Source organism: Paenibacillus sp. FSL H7-0737 (assembly GCF_000758545.1).
In the GTDB taxonomy this organism is placed as follows: Bacteria; Bacillota; Bacilli; order Paenibacillales; family Paenibacillaceae; genus Paenibacillus_AQ.
Genome location: NZ_CP009279.1, coordinates 4,977,737 through 4,995,272, shown reverse-complemented (window position 1 = coordinate 4,995,272; position 17,536 = coordinate 4,977,737). Strand labels below are relative to the sequence as shown.

General features: G+C 43.8%; 15 protein-coding genes. 13 read left to right on the top strand and 2 right to left on the bottom strand.

The window, feature by feature from the left end:
* The first annotated feature begins 53 nt into the window (after positions 1-53).
* The 3 genes from H70737_RS21950 to H70737_RS21940 all read left to right on the top strand — a co-directional run bounded on the left by H70737_RS21950 (position 54) and on the right by H70737_RS21940 (position 4,605).
* Complete coding sequence (locus tag H70737_RS21950) at positions 54-2,633, top strand: beta-mannosidase (RefSeq protein ID WP_042194324.1); 2,580 nt, start codon at positions 54-56, stop codon at positions 2,631-2,633.
* A gap of 1 nt (position 2,634) precedes the next feature.
* Positions 2,635-3,648, top strand: coding sequence for a zinc-dependent alcohol dehydrogenase family protein (locus H70737_RS21945; RefSeq protein ID WP_042190693.1), 1,014 nt, complete (start codon positions 2,635-2,637; stop codon positions 3,646-3,648).
* Positions 3,649-3,933: 285 nt separating this feature from the next.
* Positions 3,934-4,605, top strand: coding sequence for a response regulator transcription factor (locus tag H70737_RS21940; protein WP_042190691.1), 672 nt, complete (start codon positions 3,934-3,936; stop codon positions 4,603-4,605).
* Between the two features lies 1 nt (position 4,606).
* Here the strand turns inward: H70737_RS21940 and H70737_RS21935 are convergent, their stop codons facing one another.
* Positions 4,607-6,058: a hypothetical protein gene (locus tag H70737_RS21935; protein WP_042190689.1), complete on the bottom strand. Its 1,452-nt coding sequence runs from the start codon at positions 6,056-6,058 to the stop codon at positions 4,607-4,609.
* Between the two features lie 84 nt (positions 6,059-6,142).
* On the opposite strand from H70737_RS21935, the gene H70737_RS21930 reads away from it, so the two are divergent.
* The 9 genes from H70737_RS21930 to H70737_RS21890 all read left to right on the top strand — a co-directional run bounded on the left by H70737_RS21930 (position 6,143) and on the right by H70737_RS21890 (position 14,994).
* The gene (locus H70737_RS21930) at positions 6,143-6,775 is read left to right on the top strand and encodes a DedA family protein (RefSeq protein WP_042190687.1); all 633 of its coding nucleotides are present in this window, start codon (positions 6,143-6,145) and stop codon (positions 6,773-6,775) included.
* 15 nt (positions 6,776-6,790) lie between these two features.
* Positions 6,791-8,278 carry a sensor histidine kinase gene (locus H70737_RS21925; protein ID WP_042190685.1) on the top strand — a complete coding sequence of 496 codons (1,488 nt, stop codon included), beginning with the start codon at positions 6,791-6,793 and terminating at the stop codon, positions 8,276-8,278.
* Positions 8,253-8,942, top strand: a complete 690-nt coding sequence (locus H70737_RS21920) for a response regulator transcription factor (protein WP_042190682.1) — start codon at positions 8,253-8,255, stop codon at positions 8,940-8,942. The genes H70737_RS21925 and H70737_RS21920 overlap by 26 nt, the downstream gene beginning before the upstream one ends.
* Before the next feature lie 225 nt (positions 8,943-9,167).
* A complete protein-coding gene (locus H70737_RS21915; protein WP_042190680.1) occupies positions 9,168-9,923 on the top strand; it encodes an ABC transporter ATP-binding protein in 756 nt (251 codons plus the stop codon).
* Positions 9,898-10,647, top strand: coding sequence for an ABC transporter permease (locus H70737_RS21910; RefSeq protein ID WP_042190678.1), 750 nt, complete (start codon positions 9,898-9,900; stop codon positions 10,645-10,647). The genes H70737_RS21915 and H70737_RS21910 overlap by 26 nt, the downstream gene beginning before the upstream one ends.
* A 57-nt stretch (positions 10,648-10,704) precedes the next feature.
* Positions 10,705-11,484 carry a COG4705 family protein gene (locus tag H70737_RS21905; protein WP_156113166.1) on the top strand — a complete coding sequence of 260 codons (780 nt, stop codon included), beginning with the start codon at positions 10,705-10,707 and terminating at the stop codon, positions 11,482-11,484.
* A gap of 98 nt (positions 11,485-11,582) precedes the next feature.
* Positions 11,583-12,767 carry an MGDG synthase family glycosyltransferase gene (locus tag H70737_RS21900; protein ID WP_042190674.1) on the top strand — a complete coding sequence of 395 codons (1,185 nt, stop codon included), beginning with the start codon at positions 11,583-11,585 and terminating at the stop codon, positions 12,765-12,767.
* Entirely contained in the window at positions 12,754-13,965 is a 1,212-nt protein-coding gene (locus tag H70737_RS21895; protein WP_042190672.1) for an MFS transporter, read from the top strand. The genes H70737_RS21900 and H70737_RS21895 overlap by 14 nt, the downstream gene beginning before the upstream one ends.
* Before the next feature lie 96 nt (positions 13,966-14,061).
* Positions 14,062-14,994 carry a hypothetical protein gene (locus H70737_RS21890; protein ID WP_042190668.1) on the top strand — a complete coding sequence of 311 codons (933 nt, stop codon included), beginning with the start codon at positions 14,062-14,064 and terminating at the stop codon, positions 14,992-14,994.
* Positions 14,995-15,085: 91 nt separating this feature from the next.
* Here H70737_RS21890 and H70737_RS21885 read toward each other — a convergent pair whose 3' ends face one another.
* A complete protein-coding gene (locus H70737_RS21885) occupies positions 15,086-16,477 on the bottom strand; it encodes an MFS transporter (protein ID WP_042190667.1) in 1,392 nt (463 codons plus the stop codon).
* Between the two features lie 110 nt (positions 16,478-16,587).
* Between H70737_RS21885 and H70737_RS21880 the strand changes: the two genes are divergently transcribed.
* Positions 16,588-17,472: a LysR family transcriptional regulator gene (locus H70737_RS21880; RefSeq protein WP_042190664.1), complete on the top strand. Its 885-nt coding sequence runs from the start codon at positions 16,588-16,590 to the stop codon at positions 17,470-17,472.
* Positions 17,473-17,536: the final 64 nt, after the last annotated feature.

Below are 17,536 nucleotides of genomic sequence, written 5' to 3'. Positions count from 1 at the left end.
AACCGAAGTGGTTTTGGCGTTTTAATTTGGGAGAGAGGATGAAGAAAATGAACATTAAATTAACTGAAAACTGGAAACTTCGTGATTTTCATGTGGGGGAAGCCCGGGATCTTGAAGTTGCATCGCCAGAGTTTATTGATTATTTCTGGATGACCACCTCAGTGCCCGGTGACATCCATACGACGCTTCGGGAGAAAGGCATTATTGATGATCCTTTCTTTGGCCACCAAGATCAGAAATGCCGTTGGATTGAAGAAAAGGTATGGTGGTATCGTACGGTCTTTTCATACGATTCTGATCTTAAACCTGGTGAGAAGATGGAGCTATTATTCGAAGGGTTAGATACCTATGCAACCGTATATCTCAACGGCGTGGAGCTTGGATCAACAGATAATATGTTCATTAGCCATTCATTTGATGTAACCCGTGAATTAAATCAAGGGAAGAATACGCTTGCCGTAAAATTTGATCCTATTCATGTGAACGCAGGAGATAAGGTCCAATATTATTGGTCAGGCTTTAGCAAGAAGCGGATCTGGACACGTAAAGCGCAGAGTCATTTTGGCTGGGACTGGGGTCCACGTCTGGTCTGTGCAGGGATTTGGAAAGAGGTACAGTTGATCAAACGGCGTCATGCACATTTAGATCATGTGTTTGCCCGTACAACTTCGATAGAGGGTCAAGTAGGTGTTGTTGATGTGGATTTATGCGCACATGCCTTTGATCGCGGATGTTCGTATACGGCGCGTGTGGAACTATTAGACGGGACGGAGCGCGTTGCGGAAGCGAATGTCGCTTTGGACAGAGCTTCAGGGATTGCAGTTGACGGGGCAATTACAGCGCGTACGCTTCATCATTCAGTTACCTTGCAGGTGATGGATCCAAAGTTATGGTGGACCCATGATCTAGGAACGCCTTTCTTATATCATCTACGCGTTACGTTATTTGCTGATGGGGAGCTAATAGATACCTATGAGCAGTCATTTGGGATTCGAAAGATCGAATTGATGCAGCTGGATGAAGAAGGGCGCCATGCTTTCACTTTTGTATTGAACGGCGTAAAAGTTTTTGCTAAAGGTGCTAATTGGATCCCTATTGATAGCTTTATTGCGACCGTGCCAGATAGCCGCTATGCACATCTGCTTCAGATGGCCAAGGATGCCAATATGAATATGATTCGTGCTTGGGGTGGAGGCATTTATGAGCGGGATATTTTCTTTGACGAATGTGATCGGTTAGGAATTTTAATCTGGCAGGACTTCATGTTCGCTTGTGCACTGTATCCAGATTACAATCGTAATTTCATGAATAATGTTCACCGCGAAATTGAGCAGGTCGTAAAACGTCTTCGCAGTCGTACGAGCCTTGCTCTATGGTGTGGGAATAACGAGAATGATTGGTTGTATGAGGCACTGTCCTCTAACGGCGAGATCACACATCCCTTTTATGGAGAAAAAATTTATCATGAGCTCATGCCTGCAGTACTAGAGCAACTCGATCCCACACGAACGTTTTGGCCTAGCTCGCCTTTTGGCGGCAATGATCACAATTCACGTGAGGTGGGCGATACCCATAACTGGCAAGTCTGGCATGGGAATAATGAGCCACGTCAGTTTGGTGAACCGCAGACACAGGATTATAGTGTTGAAGGGATATCGTTCAAACGATTCAAGTCAGATTTCACGAAATTCGCCAGTGAATTCGGGCTGCATGCCGCTTCCAATCGTTACACCCTAGCGAAGAATATGCCGGACAATCAGTTCTATTGGGATAGCGATGAAATGAAGTACCGTAATAAAGATGTCCATTATCCAAAGGGCATTATGCTCATGGAAGGTTATACAGGAATTCCGAAGGATATCTATGAATATATTCAATTCTCGATGCTGACCCAGGCAGAGGGATTGAGGTATGGCATTGAGCATTACCGCCGTAATAAGCCGGATACAAGCGGGGCTTTATTCTGGCAGTTCAATGATTGCTGGCCGGGAACGAGCTGGTCTGTCATCGACTACTATGGTTTACCAAAGGCGAGCTACCACTATGCGCGTAAATTCTTTGCACCAGTACTCTTATGTGTGGATCATGATCCGAATGGACCGCTGCAGCTATGGGCTATCAATGATCGCCGCGAAGTTTATCAGGATGAGGCGGAATTAACGATTTATCGGATGGATGGTACAATTGTATATCAGCGTGCATTCGATGTGACCGTTGAAGCGAATAGTAAAGTTAATTTTGCCAAGTTAACTGAAGCTGAGGTACTGCAACAGCATAGCCCGCGCGAGGTTGTGGCTGTACTTCGTTCGAAGAAGATGGCGACAGAAGATTACGTACTCTATTTAAGAGACTATAAGGACATGAATTTTCAACCTGCCCATATTCAGATCTCTGTGGATGAAGCGAAAGGACATATCCGCTTGATCTCGGATCGTGTGGCGCGGATGGTGATGATCGAACTAGATGCACCCTGGGTGATCATGGACGATAATTTCTTTGATCTGATTCCGGGTGAGGAGAAGATGGTTCGTGTGCATCATGTGGATGCCGGGGCACTGCCTTGGGAAACCTTGCGTGTAACGGCAATGAATGATGCGGGTTTACAAAAACTAGGAATTAAGGAGATGAGCTAAGATGAAGGCGGCTGTATTTAAAGGAACTAAGCACATTGAATTTATGGATTGGGAAGCTCCGGATATTGGCTCCAAAGAAGTTAAACTTCGTGTGAAATGCTGCGGGATCTGCGGTACGGATCAGCATATTTATCATGGATACCCTGGATCTGCGGAGGTGAAAGCTCCGATTGTGTTAGGACATGAGCTTGCGGGCGAAATAGTGGCTGTGGGTGATGAGGTTACGACCTTACAAGTGGGGGACCGTGTATCGGTTGATCCGAACATCTATTGTGGAAACTGTTATTTTTGCCGGAATGGAAAAGTGCATTTGTGCGATAACTTGCAGGCTGTTGGGGTGACTCGTGACGGTGGCATGGGTGAGTATTGTGTTGTTCCTGTAGCGAACTGTTACTTGCTACCTGATGAAATGAGCTGGATCGAAGGGGCAATGATTGAACCTCTAGGTTGTGTGCTGCATGGTTACAAGAAGCTGGATATCCGTCCGACACACCAAGTCTTGATTATCGGCGGTGGTTTTATTGGTCAATTGTTCTTGCAGCTCGTCAAGGCTGCGGGTGTTAAAGGGATCATTGTCAGTGAGCCTGAAGTGTTCAAGCATGACCGATTAGTCGAATTAGGTGCGGATGAAGCCGTATCTCCTGCAGCAGAAGGTGTGATGGAAGCTCTCCATCATCAATTTGATATTGTGATCGAATGTGTAGGCCGGGCGGATTCCATGGAGCTGGCGGTTAAGGCATCGCGTAAGGGTGGACAAGTCTTAATGTTTGGAGTTGCTTCCCCGGACACGTTGATTCAAGTCTCACCATTCGAAATTTTTACAAAAGAGTTGAACATCATGGGCTCTTTCATTAATCCATATACACATGAGGAATCGATTGCGTTAATTGAGAAGGGGATCGTTCAGATTGAGTCGTTGATTAGCCATCAGTTTTCGCTAAAAGATATACCGGAAATCATGGGCGAATATCCGAAACTGCGTGTTTCTAAAGGGATTATTGTGCACGAGAGGTAGTATTTAATTTTAAGTTTATAGAAGCGGTGACTACTGGCTATTTCGCCAGGGGTCATCGCTTTTTTAAAATATAAGAATTTATATGTTCTACGTAATAAATCATCCTTATATTTCTCGCTTAAAAGCTTACCGTCCTTAAAGGGACGCCGAAGGCGTTTGTGCTTGTGCGCTTTAAACCATTCTCCTTTAGAAGGAGTTAATAAATATTTAATAGATAGCGAGTAGACTGGCAATACAGCCTCGAAAATTAAGTTTTAATATAGGTCGAACATGGAGAGGAAGCCTATGAATAAAATATTATTAATAGTAGAAGAGAAGCGTCTAGCTAGGGTTATGGAATTGGAATTGCGTCATGAATCGTATTCTATTACCGTTACTCACGAAGGATTTAAGGGATTACAGTTAGCACTAGAAGAGGAATGGGACCTCATATTGCTGGATTTAATGATCCCTGGGCTAAGTGGAACGGAGTTGTGTAGCAGAATACGTGAGACTAAACAAACGCCAATCATAATCATTGCGGAGGAAGCGGGGCTCGCGGATAAAATTAGAGGTCTGGATAGCGGTGCGGATGATTACATTCTAAAGCCATTTGCTATGGAAGAGCTGCTGGCACGAATGAGATCTCTGTTAAGAAGGGCAGGCACTTTTAACACAGGACGGATGCTAATATTTCGCGATTTAGAGATGGACATTGACGGACGGGCGCTTAGAAAGAAGAAGATATTTGTTAATTTAACGAAACGGGAATTCGAAATACTATTAGTGCTATTGGAGAATAGAGGCAGAGTAATGACTCGGGAGATGCTGCTAGAAACCATATGGGGATATGATTCCGAGGTGGATGTTAAGGTAGTTGACGTGTATATCAGCTACCTTAGGAGTAAAATTGATGAGGTGGGACAGCCAAGTATTGTACAGACGATGCGCGGCCTAGGATATGTGATTCGAAAATAAGTTACTCCGTCGCTTTGAGGAGTGAGAAGACACTGCCATAGGTTCCTGAATAAACGGGTTGTCCGAATTTTTGTGCCCATTCATTGAATAGCTTATGTGAGACGCCATTGCCGGTAATTACATAATCGGGATGGTCATATTCTACAATTTCAGGGAGATATTCTGAGAATCCGTACATGGAACGCTCAAAAGCAGTCCAGCCGAGCACTCCAAGTGAATCCTTCGTAACGAAGGGATCCTGTCTGCCGTCACACAGTATATCTCCACCTCGGAACATGACATAACCGGATGAACCGTATCGGGCGAGCACTTTGGGACGAGTGCCTTCAGGTGTATGCTGCATAATATAATTCATTTCATCAACGGGATAATTCTTAGCATCAATAACTGGCGGTACAGTGAATATATACGCAATATTTAGGAGTAGCCCAATTGTAAGCCACAGTCGTAAAGTGCTTTGCCGAACTAGAACACCGGGTTTACGGAAGTATGGAATGGCGTCAAAGAATACGGCTGCAAAATAAGGAATAAACAGCCACATAAATAGGTTCTGCTTGAAGTTCGATACACCAAGATACAGAATCCCAAGCATAAGAAAGAAGCGGAATGGTTTACGTTGAAGTGCGAAAGGAAGCGTACAGGCAAAGAACAGAAGCAAGAGTAGAATGGGTAAATTCTCCAAACTATTGAACTGAATAGGCTGCCATTCGTTGATCAGCAGGTTAAAGTTCTTTTTCGTAACCGTCAAAATAAATAAGAGGCTTGTTGCACCACCGGGATTTAAAAGGCCAGCTAACCAAACTAGAACAAAGACTGTGATTTTACGCCAATTGAGCGTTTTGTTAATCAAGGATTCTAGCAGAGCCATCCCTGTAAATACAGCAATTACAAGCCATACACCTGCATGAAAGTTGGCAATAGCTATAGAAAGAGCAACCATTGCAGCGGCGTATTTCTTATGAGCTACCATCTGGTATTCCCGTAAATAAACGAAGAACCAGACAATCATAAACGAGGAGATCATCTGCGGACGACCCTTGAAATAATTGTAGTAAATCCAGCAGGTGATTAGCAGTACAAAAGGGAGCATCAGCACATGGTCTTGTTGAAGTCCCAGCTCTTTGCGGGAAACCTTACCTAGCCGAAGCAAACCGAGTACTAAAAAGAACAAACACACAGCGGTCAAAATATACACCCCTGGCCATCCAAATGCAGCATAAAGCGGAGCGACGAGCAGCTGAAATCCAAATTCATGAGGGACATAGGGAAGCTCATCTCCGTAAAAAGTATGTATGGCATGATGCAGGATTTGTCCATGATCGATCATATATTGTCCCAGCTCAATATGCCAGAAGGTATCAGGATCGTTATAAGAGAATTTGGGAATCATCAGCAGAATAATAGCTATTACGAATAGACCATATAAAAACTTAGGTGCTTGTAATTTTTTCATTATGGTACTTCCCCCGGCTTTTTGTTTAATTATAGCGTTATATTCTTAAGGAACAGTAAAATTTATGAAGCGGAGTGAACACTCATGCATCAATTATTAACTTGGATATCTGAAACTGCGCTCCAACTTGTCAATACGATGGGAATTTGGGGCATATGGTTAGGGATGATCCTGGAGAGTGCCTGTATCCCCATTCCCAGTGAAGTTATAATGCTCAGCGGCGGCTGGCTGGTTGCGCAAGGCTCACTTACTTTTTTGGAAGTTGCTATCGCTGGGATATTTGGGAATCTATTAGGTTCCGTCATTGCTTACTATATTGGGAAAGCCGGAGGTAGACGGTTATTAGAGAAATACGGTAAATATATCCTCATGAATGAGCATCATCTGGAGCAATCCGAGCGATGGTTCAAGCGTTATGGTGAGAGTACTGTGTTTTTTACACGTATGTTACCCTTTATCCGAACATTTATTTCACTACCCGCAGGGATTGCTGGAATGAAGGCATGGAAATTCATTGTATTTACAGCGCTGGGCTGTATCCCATGGAATCTAGCGTTAGTCTATCTAGGTTACCGATTAGGAGATAATTGGAGTATTGTGGAACAATATATACGTCCGATTAGTTATACCGTTTGCGGGATTGTGCTCCTCCTGCTCTTATGGTGGTTAGTACGGAGATATCGTATGATAAGCTCATCAAGAAACAAGAAGAGGTAGGGTGAGTATTCCATTATGTCTATACGTTGGAAATTTCTGCTATCCTATGCGGCAATGCTTGTAGTTCCTCTTCTTCTCCTTATCATTACGGCTATGTTAATGAGCATTGTCTATCACGGTGATGTGCAGAGCTTAAAGAGCACGTATGAAAGTAAATTTGAAGGAATGGAAGAGAACGATACCCGCAATCTTATTAAACATACTTTTTTGCAAAATACAGATTTACTGACAGATACTGCTTTCCTGAATGAATTATCGGCAGACATGCTCAAAAAAAATACGTCTGTCTATATCCGTTCTGAGGACCAGACATTGTTTGCTTCAGAGGATCTGAAGCTTAAGCAAGGATTAATCGATCATTTGCCTGGATACAAAGGAGACAGATCGCATATAGAACCTATTAGACAGCAATTTAATAATGAATGGTATCAAGTAGGCCAGTTTGATCTGTTATCCAAGGACGCCAAGCCAGTAAGTATATTTTTTCTGACTCCGATCGATCCTCTTGTCCAGTTTGTGCGAACGTTCTTTCCGACACTATTTTTGATTACATTGGTCATTCTGGTACTGACACATACATTGTTGACTAAATATATGTCCAGACGGATTATCCGTCCCTTGCTGGAACTTCGTAAAGCGACAAAACGAGTCACCGAGGGGGATTTGGATTTTCAGGTGGAGATTAATGGTAAAGATGAGCTAGGACAGCTAGGGATGGCTTTTGAAGAAATGAGACATAGGCTTCAACAGTCTATTCTTATACAGCAGCAATATGAGACGAACCGGAAAGAGCTAATCACCAACATTTCACATGATTTAAAGACACCCATCACTGCTATTAAAGGGTATGTGGATGGAATTTTGGAAGGTATAGCGGATTCTCCAGAAAAAAATGAAAAATACATGCGTACGATTGCGGCCAAAGCTGGAGAAATGGATCATCTAATTAATGAATTGTTTCTATACTCCAAGCTGGATATGCAAAAACTGCCGTTTTCTTTTGAATCCGTAAGAATTATACCCTTCTTAAATGATTGGGCAGAGGAACTAAAGGTAGAGCTGGAGAAGCAAGAGGTCGCCCTAAACATCGAAATGACAGGTGGCGAGGAAGTATGGGTCACTGTAGATCGTGATTCCTTTAAGCGCGTACTTGGCAACATAATTCAGAACAGTCTCAAATACATGGATAAGCTTGAAAAGAAAATTACAGTTCACAGCTGGCAGGAAGCAGCGCAGTTTATTCTCGCTATTGAAGACAATGGGCCTGGAATTCCTCCAGAAGCAACGGAGCATATTTTTGAACGTTTTTACCGTGGGGAGCAGTCCAGAAACACGCATACTGGTGGAAGTGGATTAGGTCTGGCTATTGCTAAACAGATCATCGCTGGGCATGGGGGAATGATTTATGCGAATAGCACGGAAGGAATAGGGACTATTATTTATATTGCCTTACCGATCGTGAAAGGAGACATCGGAGATGAACCGAACCATATTGATTGTTGAAGACGAGTCTGTTATTGCTGAGCTACAGCGTGATTATTTGGAGATGAGCGGGTATCAGACGGAAATTGCCAAGGATGGAGAAAAAGGCTTGGAGATGGGCTTAACGGGGAAATATGATCTGATCGTACTGGATGTGATGTTACCCAAGCTGAATGGATTTGAGGTCTGCAAGAAAATTCGTGTTGAGCTGGATATTCCGGTTCTTATGGTCACCGCCAGACTAGAGGATATAGATATTATTCGTGGGCTGGGCCTTGGTGCAGATGATTATATCACAAAACCATTTAAGCCAGCCGAGCTTGTTGCCAGAGTGAAAGCACATCTTTCGCGTTATGATCGGCTGAAGGGACGAGGTTCCTCAACGAATGAACTGGAAATTAAGGGGGTGCGGTTAAACCCTGATTCTAGACGTGCCTTTGTAAGGGATGAGGAGGTCACCTTAACGACCAAGGAATTTGATCTGCTGTATTTCTTGGCGCTGCATCCCAATCGGGTATTCAGTAAAGATCAGCTCTTTGAGCGATTGTGGGGAATTGATTCTTTGGGTGATACCCAGACGGTGACAGTCCATATCCGTAAGCTCCGCGAGAAAATTGAGGAGGACTCTGCAAATCCACTTTATATCGAAACCCTATGGGGTGCCGGCTATCGCTTTCATGTTTAGAGTTACTCCAAGCGATCACATTAATCCTGACCCAACCACAAGAGGTGTCTCAGTTAGCCATTTTTCATGGCTTCTGAGGCACCTCTTTTTTTAAAAAATACAAGGAGTTAAGAATTATTTAAGGGTCTGTTCACGGGCACTTTAGATTTACGATTTAGTCTAATATTGCAGGAAAATGGAGTTGCTAAATTGGAGGACAAGAATTGAAGAAAAGGGGGAACTAAGATGGAGAGCGTAGTCAAGCTAACAGGTGTGACCAAAGAATTTCGTAATGGCAGTGGGATTAGCGGGATTTCCTTGGAGCTTCAAAAGGGTGATGTCTATGGATTGCTTGGACCTAACGGTGCAGGGAAAACAACACTCTTAAAAGTAATAACGGGTCTGATTTCACCAAGCTTCGGCAGTATCTCATTATTCGGGCACGATCTGGAGTTATCCTATTCCTCTAGTATGAGGAAAGTAGGCTGCATGATCGAATCGGCTGATTTCTACGACTATCTTACACCTGTACAATATTTGAAACTGACAGCCAGCTTTTATCCGAATATTCGTCCAGAACGGATCGCCGAGGTATTGGAAACGGTGGGTCTTGCCTCGTTCGCCAAAGAAAAAATCAGACATTTCTCTACAGGAATGAAGCAAAAGCTCGCCATGTCTGCTTCCATCATCCATAGCCCAGCGCTGGTGATTTGGGATGAGCCGACGAACGGACTGGACATCGAGGGGGTTGTTCATTTCCGTGCATTAGTTAAAGAGCTTTCTGTTAATCAGGGTATCACCTTTCTCATCTCCAGCCATATGATTCATGAATTGGAACAGCTATGTAATAGAGTAGGGATTCTGAATCAAGGCGTTCTGATTCGTGAGGGTGAAGTGCAGGAGCTGCTTACCGACAGCCTATCGCTTGAGGAGTTTTACATTACAGAGCTGAAAAGAGGAAAGGAGGTGCTTGAGAATGGACGGCTTAAGAGCGGGTATTAAAAATGAGCTGCTACTGATGTTTTACCGCAAAAAGACCCTAATGTTCTTCATTATTTCTGCCTTTATTCCACTATTGCTAGTGTTTTTATTTCAAGCGCTTCACCCTATTTTGGGCCTTGTCGCTGTTGGCTCCTCCTATCCAGTCCAGATGCTGGGGATTTACACAACATTCCTAATTCCATTGTTTATGTTCGTAGAGATCTCTGAGCTTTTTCCACAAGAGGTTTCCTCTCGTACCTTGAAGCTGACGTTACTCAAACCGATTACGCGATTGGGAGCGTACGCCGCTAAGTTCCTCACGCTTGGGATAGCGATCGGAGGACTGCTTCTTCTATTAGGGATAGTGAGCACTTTATGTAGCTTCTTGTTTGGAACTTTGAATATAGGGAGCGTAGGCATTATTGGCTTGATAAAAGCTTATACAGCGGCGTTTCTCTCCATGTGGTCACTGGCTGCCTTGTTTGTGTTCATCGCTCAATTTTTTCGCAGCGCAGGTGGGTTTCTAGTGTTCTCAATCTTTGTCTTCAGCGGAGCCAAAGCTGTGCCTTACTTTATAAGTGGATTCTCATCCTTTTCTATAGTTTCTTATACAGATTGGTACTCTCTATGGTTAAGTCATACGATTTCCGCAGGCAGACTTGCCACAACTTCCTTGTTCTTACTCTCAGGATTAATGTTATTTCTATCGATGGGTTACATCTTCTTTGATCGGAAGGAAGTTTAGCCTTAGAGCTATTCTTGATTCTTGTAACATTTGTTTCGCTAAAGGAAGGGGAGATGATTGGTGAAGGAAACCAGTTCATTATTAAAAGAAGATCAGAAATTATGGAACAAGGTGCCACAGGTTACGATTTTTTTCTGGATCATAAAGATTATGGCTACCACCGTGGGGGAGACGGCAGCGGATTTTCTCAATTTTAACCTCTACTGGGGCTTGACCAACACAACCTTGGTGATGGGTGGACTACTGATTGCAGCACTATACTTCCAGATGACTGCTACAAAATACGTACCTGCTCTATATTGGCTTGCAGTTGTATTAATCAGTGTGGTCGGTACGCTCATCACTGACAATCTGGTGGACAATCTGGGCGTATCGCTGGAGACGACCACTATTGTTTTTTCTGTACTCTTAATCCTGACCTTTGGAGTCTGGTATGCCAGTCAGAAGACGTTATCCATCCATTCGATTACTACCAAAAAGCGCGAGATGTTCTATTGGCTAACGATTCTATTTACCTTTGCCTTAGGGACAGCCGCAGGTGATTTAGTTGCAGAAAGTCTGAACTGGGGATACCTACTTTCAGCTATTATTTTTGCCGCTCTGATTGGCGCGATAACACTCGCTTATCGCTTTAAGCTAAATGCAGTAACTGCCTTCTGGTTTGCTTATATTCTGACTCGCCCATTAGGAGCATCACTAGGTGACTATCTTTCACAGGACCGAAGTGAAGGTGGGCTAGAACTGGGCACAACGGGAACAAGTATTATTTTTATTGTTATTATTCTAGGGTTAGTTATCTATTTAACCAAGACAAAGACAGACGAGGTCTCTCTTTAGAAAATATTGAAGTTAATATTCAGTTAAGAATCCCTTTACTATCCCTTTACGATTCAGAGTTAGAGTTAGAGGAGGCCATGAGAAAAAGGAGCTTTGTCATGAACACAGATCCTAAAGTACTTATTGTTACTTCGGCATTTGGAGACGGGCATATGAAAGTGGCTGAGGCCATCGAACATTCATTTAGACGAAGAGGTATCAGTCGGATTACCACCATGGATCTATTCGCTGTAGTCCATCCTTACCTGAATGAACTGTCCCGAAGATTCTATTTGAACAGTACGGGCTTTACACAAGAACTTTATGGATTACTGTACACAGTGACTAGCAAGATGAGACCAGAGCAGTTCATGGGTAGACTCATCCATTCTATGGGCAAGCGAAAAGTGCAAAGAATCATCGACGATATACAGCCGGATATTATTATTCACACCTTCCCTTATTTGGCCGCTGCTGAGCTTGCATCAACAACAGGAAGTCGAATTCCCATGTTCACGGTGATGACGGATTATGTGGTTCATGGCAGGTGGCTCCATCCTCAAACTACGAAATATTTTATCGCTACGGAAAGCATGAAGGCAACGCTGATATCGGCAGGGATTGCTGAAGAGAAGCTTGTGGTTAGCGGGATTCCAATACGAGAGGCTTTTGAGCAAACGCTGGATCGAGAAGGACTTTTGCGCAAGCATAAGTTAGACAGAAATCGTCGTCATCTATTACTTGCGGCAGGAGCTTACGGCGTATTAGGTGACATTAGCAGTTTAATAAAAAGAGTACTGCTTAAATCAAACTTCGATGTCATCGTATTATGCGGAAATAATCATAAGCTTCGATCAGCTACGAAAGAGCTGTTTCAAGAGAATCCTCGAGTTCACATTTTGGGATATACGGAAGAAATGCAGGAGCTGATGTGTATATCTTCCTGTCTATTGACCAAAGCGGGCGCGATTACCTTGACTGAGGCGATGGCTCAAACACTTCCGGTTATCGTCTATCGACCACTCCCCGGCCAGGAAGCAGGCAATGCAGAATGGTTATCTGGGCACCATCTGATAGAGATCGCACGAAATGAGGAGCAGTTAGTAGAGCAGCTTCAGCGATTGGAGCATATGGCGTACAGAGAAGAAAGGGAGCAGCGTATGAAGGCTTTTTCACGAAAATACACTTCAGATTGTATCGTCTCCGAAGCTTTAGATGCAATTAAGCTAAGACAGCCGTCAGTTCCATCAGCGAAATCTATGATAGTTGAAGGGCAGGCGAAGACGATTCATGGATACTATTAGCAAGGTAGAAAAACGACAGCAGACGTTCACCCGTCTTGCAATGCTCCTTTTCTTTATAGAGTGGATAAGAGGAGCTGTTCTGATTACTTTCTTACCAACCTATGTATTGACTAGCTGGGGACTTACAACCTCAGTAGTTGGCATTGCGGTCTCCGCTCACTATTTGACGGACAGTTTGATCAAAAGCTTCATCGGCTATCTCTTAGACAGATTTCATGGGCGAACCGTACTACATGGAGGGTTCTTCCTCGGGTTTATTGGACTATTGTTGATGGTTACAACGCATAGTCCGTGGATACTTATTGTAGCTTCTGCTTGCTTGGGAGCTGGATTCTCACCGATCTGGATCATTTGTATGAGCCAGGTATCAGAGGAGAAACGAGCAGAGCAGATGGGAACCTTATATGTATACTGGATGGCTGGTTTAGGTCTGGGACCCGTGACTATGAATCTGTTAATTGGCGGTGGGATGTCGTTGTCCCTTGGTGTGATTGGATTATTTTTTGTAGCTGGTTGGATCATGGTAGGTCTTGTGAAGATGAATAAGGTATCGGTGCGGAACGTGAATATATCTGTAGGGCAACAATTTGTTTCTTTGTGGAACAAAGTGAAGAAGGGCGGTTTTCTGGTTCCTGGTATGCTACTGCAAACTACAGCGGGCGGGATACTGGTTCCGTTTCTAACAAGCTTTGCCATTTCGCATTTAGGCCTGTCGCATTCTCAGCTGTCCATCGTGCTATTTATGGGAGGAGCTGGGGTAGTTCTATTTCTCGTGCCTATGGGAAAATGGTTTGATCATGTCGGGGGTAAATGGTTCCTCGTTGTTGGGTTCGGCGTGTTTGCAGTTGCCTTGTTCGGCTTAACTTCTATTAGCTCCTTTTCCGCCGCCATTGGCCTCTCACTTCTGCTGGGGTGTGCTTATGCTGCTTTGCTACCCTCTTGGAATGCCTTAATGGCCAGTTATATTCCTGAAGATTCTGTGGGTATAAGCTGGGGATTACTGTTCTCTATAGAAGGCTTAGGTGTGGTTATTGGCCCCTTGATAGGGGGATGGTTGGGAAGCTCAGGAGATGAATTGCTACCTTTTCAAGTTAGTGCCGGTTTATTTGGATTGATTAGTGTAGTTTACTTGCTCTCACCTGCCCGATTATTTATTCACAGAAAAAATGTGACCGAGGAACTCCAAAATGTATCGTAGTTAAGATTTATTTAATAGACTCTTCACGATGAATTTAGGAATTGCGCCTAAACTTAATATGAAAGACCAAAAAAGTTATGAAGGGAAGGGAAAAGGATGAAGAAGAAATGGCTAATCACCGGAGGTGCAGCAGGAATTAGCGGGGCTATTATGTTAGTTAGCGGGTTGACGGCGTTTGCGGGAACCTCTGGGTATGAGGATTACAAAGCTGCGCTTAAGAATACGGCAGGGAATACGCAGAGTGTTACCGTACAAGCCAATGCGTTGTTTAAAGATAACGGAAGTATTCTGAGTCAGGCACAAGGAAGCATAAAAGCAAACCTACAAAATGAAGCGGTCAGCGGCGATGTGAAGATTACCGGGTCACAAGGTTCTCAGGTACTTAGCCTCTACAGTCAGTCTGACGGACAAGTCTGGAAGAGTGATGCTTCCGATACTTATTACGTAAAGCAGGATTTACAGGATAAGAAGGATCAGGAAGCCGAGAAAGAGTCAACGGAAACAGCTTGGCTAAGCAGCCAAGAAGAGAAAATAATGGATGCGCTGATTGGGAATTTGAAGAACGAAATCACATCTACCACCGATAAAGACGGTGCCAAGCATATCTCGCTGCAGCTTGACAATGCGCAAATCCCGGCAGTGGTGCAGGCGTTAGCCCCGGTTTTGTTCAAGAGTCTTTCTGAAGAGAAGGATCATGAGTCCAGTAAGGAAACCACTGTAGATTCGAACGATCCAGAAGATCTAATTCAGCGTAACCTGTTTGATTTCCAAGCAATTGCTCTGACGAACGGTGTACAGATTCAAAGCATCCGTTTGAATGCTGATATCACTCCAGCGAATGAGCTTCAGCACCAGCAGTTAGATCTTACGTTTGTGGGTAAGGATGCGCAAGGAACCTCCCATACGTTGGCTGCTAGTTTGGATGTTCAACTCTCCGCATTTAATACCACTACAACAGAGTCTATTGACTTGACGGGTAAACAAGTGCAGCAATTGAAAGAGGATCATGAACACGAACATCGTAATTAAGTTAGTGTGGAACAACTAAAAATACTGCAATTATAAAGTCTCTATGATGTGATTAGTCATAGGGACTTTCTTTATTAAAGTTTTTTTCACATCAATTTATCCTCTCCTGCAACTCCCCTGACTTCCGGCGCCGCCGACTCATGAATACCAAAGACAATGCAATGATCGTGAGAATAATCCCAAGTACTTGAAATCCCTCAAAGCTGAACTTGCCTCTCATTACGATGCCTATCAACAAGGAAGAGAGAATGGTTCCCAAATATCTTGAAGTATTAAATAAACCGGATGCTACGCCGATCATTTCCTTGGGTGAACTTTGGAACAAAGCTGCTTGCATACCTACATTATTCAACCCATTGCTAATCCCGAATGCAGCCAAAGCCAGGCACACGCTAATAACCGGTGAAGATTGATTCAATGTCACGAGCCATACCGATCCCGCAGTCATCAATATTGCAGACACTAGTAGTGCCGGTCCTGGTCCGGATTTATCGATCCATCGTCCTGCTATTGGAGAAGTAACTAGAGAGCACAGGCCTAAGGTTAGCATAAGTATCCCTGTTTGATACTCGCTGACATGGCGAACCATTTGCAAGTAGGACGGAACTCCGAAAAAGAGTGAGTAAAAGAGTACATTGACGAGCATGAATTCCACATTAACCCATGTCATTGCAGGATATTTAGCAAATGTGCGTAAAGGGATAAAAGGCGAAGTCGCTTTTAACTCATGTCGTACGAACACCCCTAGCAGAGCGAGTCCTATCAGTGAAACAATGACATTTCCTACAGCGATGTGCCCGGATGATTTTGCTGAGAGCAATCCAATGAGCAGGGCAACCAGACCCATTGTGAAGAGCAGAATCCCTGATCCATCTATCCAAACGAACCATTTGCGAAGAGACATGCCCGGTGCAACGGTTAATGACGAGTTTTCCTTAGGGATATTTCTCCAAGACAATAGAAAGCTCACTACCACAAATGGAATATTGACGAAAAAGATAGCGGGCCAGCCCCACCAGTGTATTATAACCCCTCCAATAAAGGGTCCAATGGCTGCCGCACCAGATAGGAAGATGGATAAAACAGACAGCGCTGTCGCTTGTTTTTCCGTTACATGAATTCGCACTATAGCCATACCGACGGCAACCATCATGCTTGTTCCAATGGCTTGCACAATGCGGAACACGAGGAGCCATGCGAAGCTTGGTGCGAATGGAGCTAATAATGAGGCAATGAAGGCTACTACAAGCCCGGTAAGAAATATCTTCCTCCTACCAAATAAATCGCTGGCCTTTCCCATGACGGGTTGAGCGATGCTACTAGCGATGTAGAAAGAAAAAATAATCCAGGAAACACCTGTATAGTCAAGTTGGAATACATTTTGCAATCTTGGAATAGCAACAGAAACCATTGAAGAGTTTAATGGGTTCAATAGTATCCCTAGCCCCACTGAAATCATTAACCACCAATTCCGAGCACTCATTTTGTGTCCCCCTAAAGCGTATTAATGTCATCCTACTTGATTTTAATTATTCATTCCAACGCATTTTATGTTATATTCTCATTGACTTAAAGGAATGAATGGGGTGCGAAATGGAACTTCTACAGCTGCAATATTTTCTCGCGGTAGCTCGGTTGGAACATGTGACCGAAGCTGCGCGAAATCTGCACGTTACTCAATCATCACTTAGCAAAACAATACAGCGCTTGGAGGAGGATCTAGGGGTCCCTTTATTCGATCGAGTAGGGCGAAACCTTCGTCTGAATGAGTTCGGAAGCAGATTCCTTCGCCGTGCAGAAAGAGCTTTGTTTGAATTGGAGCAGGGGAAGCAGGAGCTTAGCGATTTATCTCACCCGGAACATAACACGCTTGAATTAGCAGTGACCACCGCCAGTACATTACCCAATATCCTTCGCGAGTTTCGAAAAAAGCGACCTGATATTCAATTTCATGTGCAGATGCTGACTACGAAGGAAATGGTTACACTTTTGGATAGAGGAGAGGTGGATTTCTGCTTGTCCTCACCCCCTTTAGAAGGGGACGACATCGAATGCCAAGTCGTATTTATCGACCCAATCCTTGTAGCCGTTCCTAAGGGGCATCGGTTGGCAGATCGAAGCAGCGTATCTTTGATAGAGCTGAGAGATGAATGGTTCGTCGGGGTTAAGAGTGGTTATGGAACTCGGGATTTAATAGACTCTGTGTGCCAATCGGTTGGATTTACGCCTAAATATGTGTATGAGGGGGATGAACCTGCAAGGTTAATCACTCTTGTGGAAGCTGAGATTGGTCTTGCCTTCATACCAAGTACAGCAAGAAATTCACGGGAAGACATCAAATATCTCCAAATAAAGAATCACGAATTGGTACGGGAAATTGCTTTAATATGGCACAAGAGTCGGTATATTTCGCGAGCTGCTCTGGAATTTCGTAAGGTAGTTGTAGAATATTTCGGATCGTTATCCAAAGAGGCTTAAGACAATCGGGGATGGTTATCTAGAGGTATTTAACTGGATGCAAAAGAACAATTGCATCCAGCTC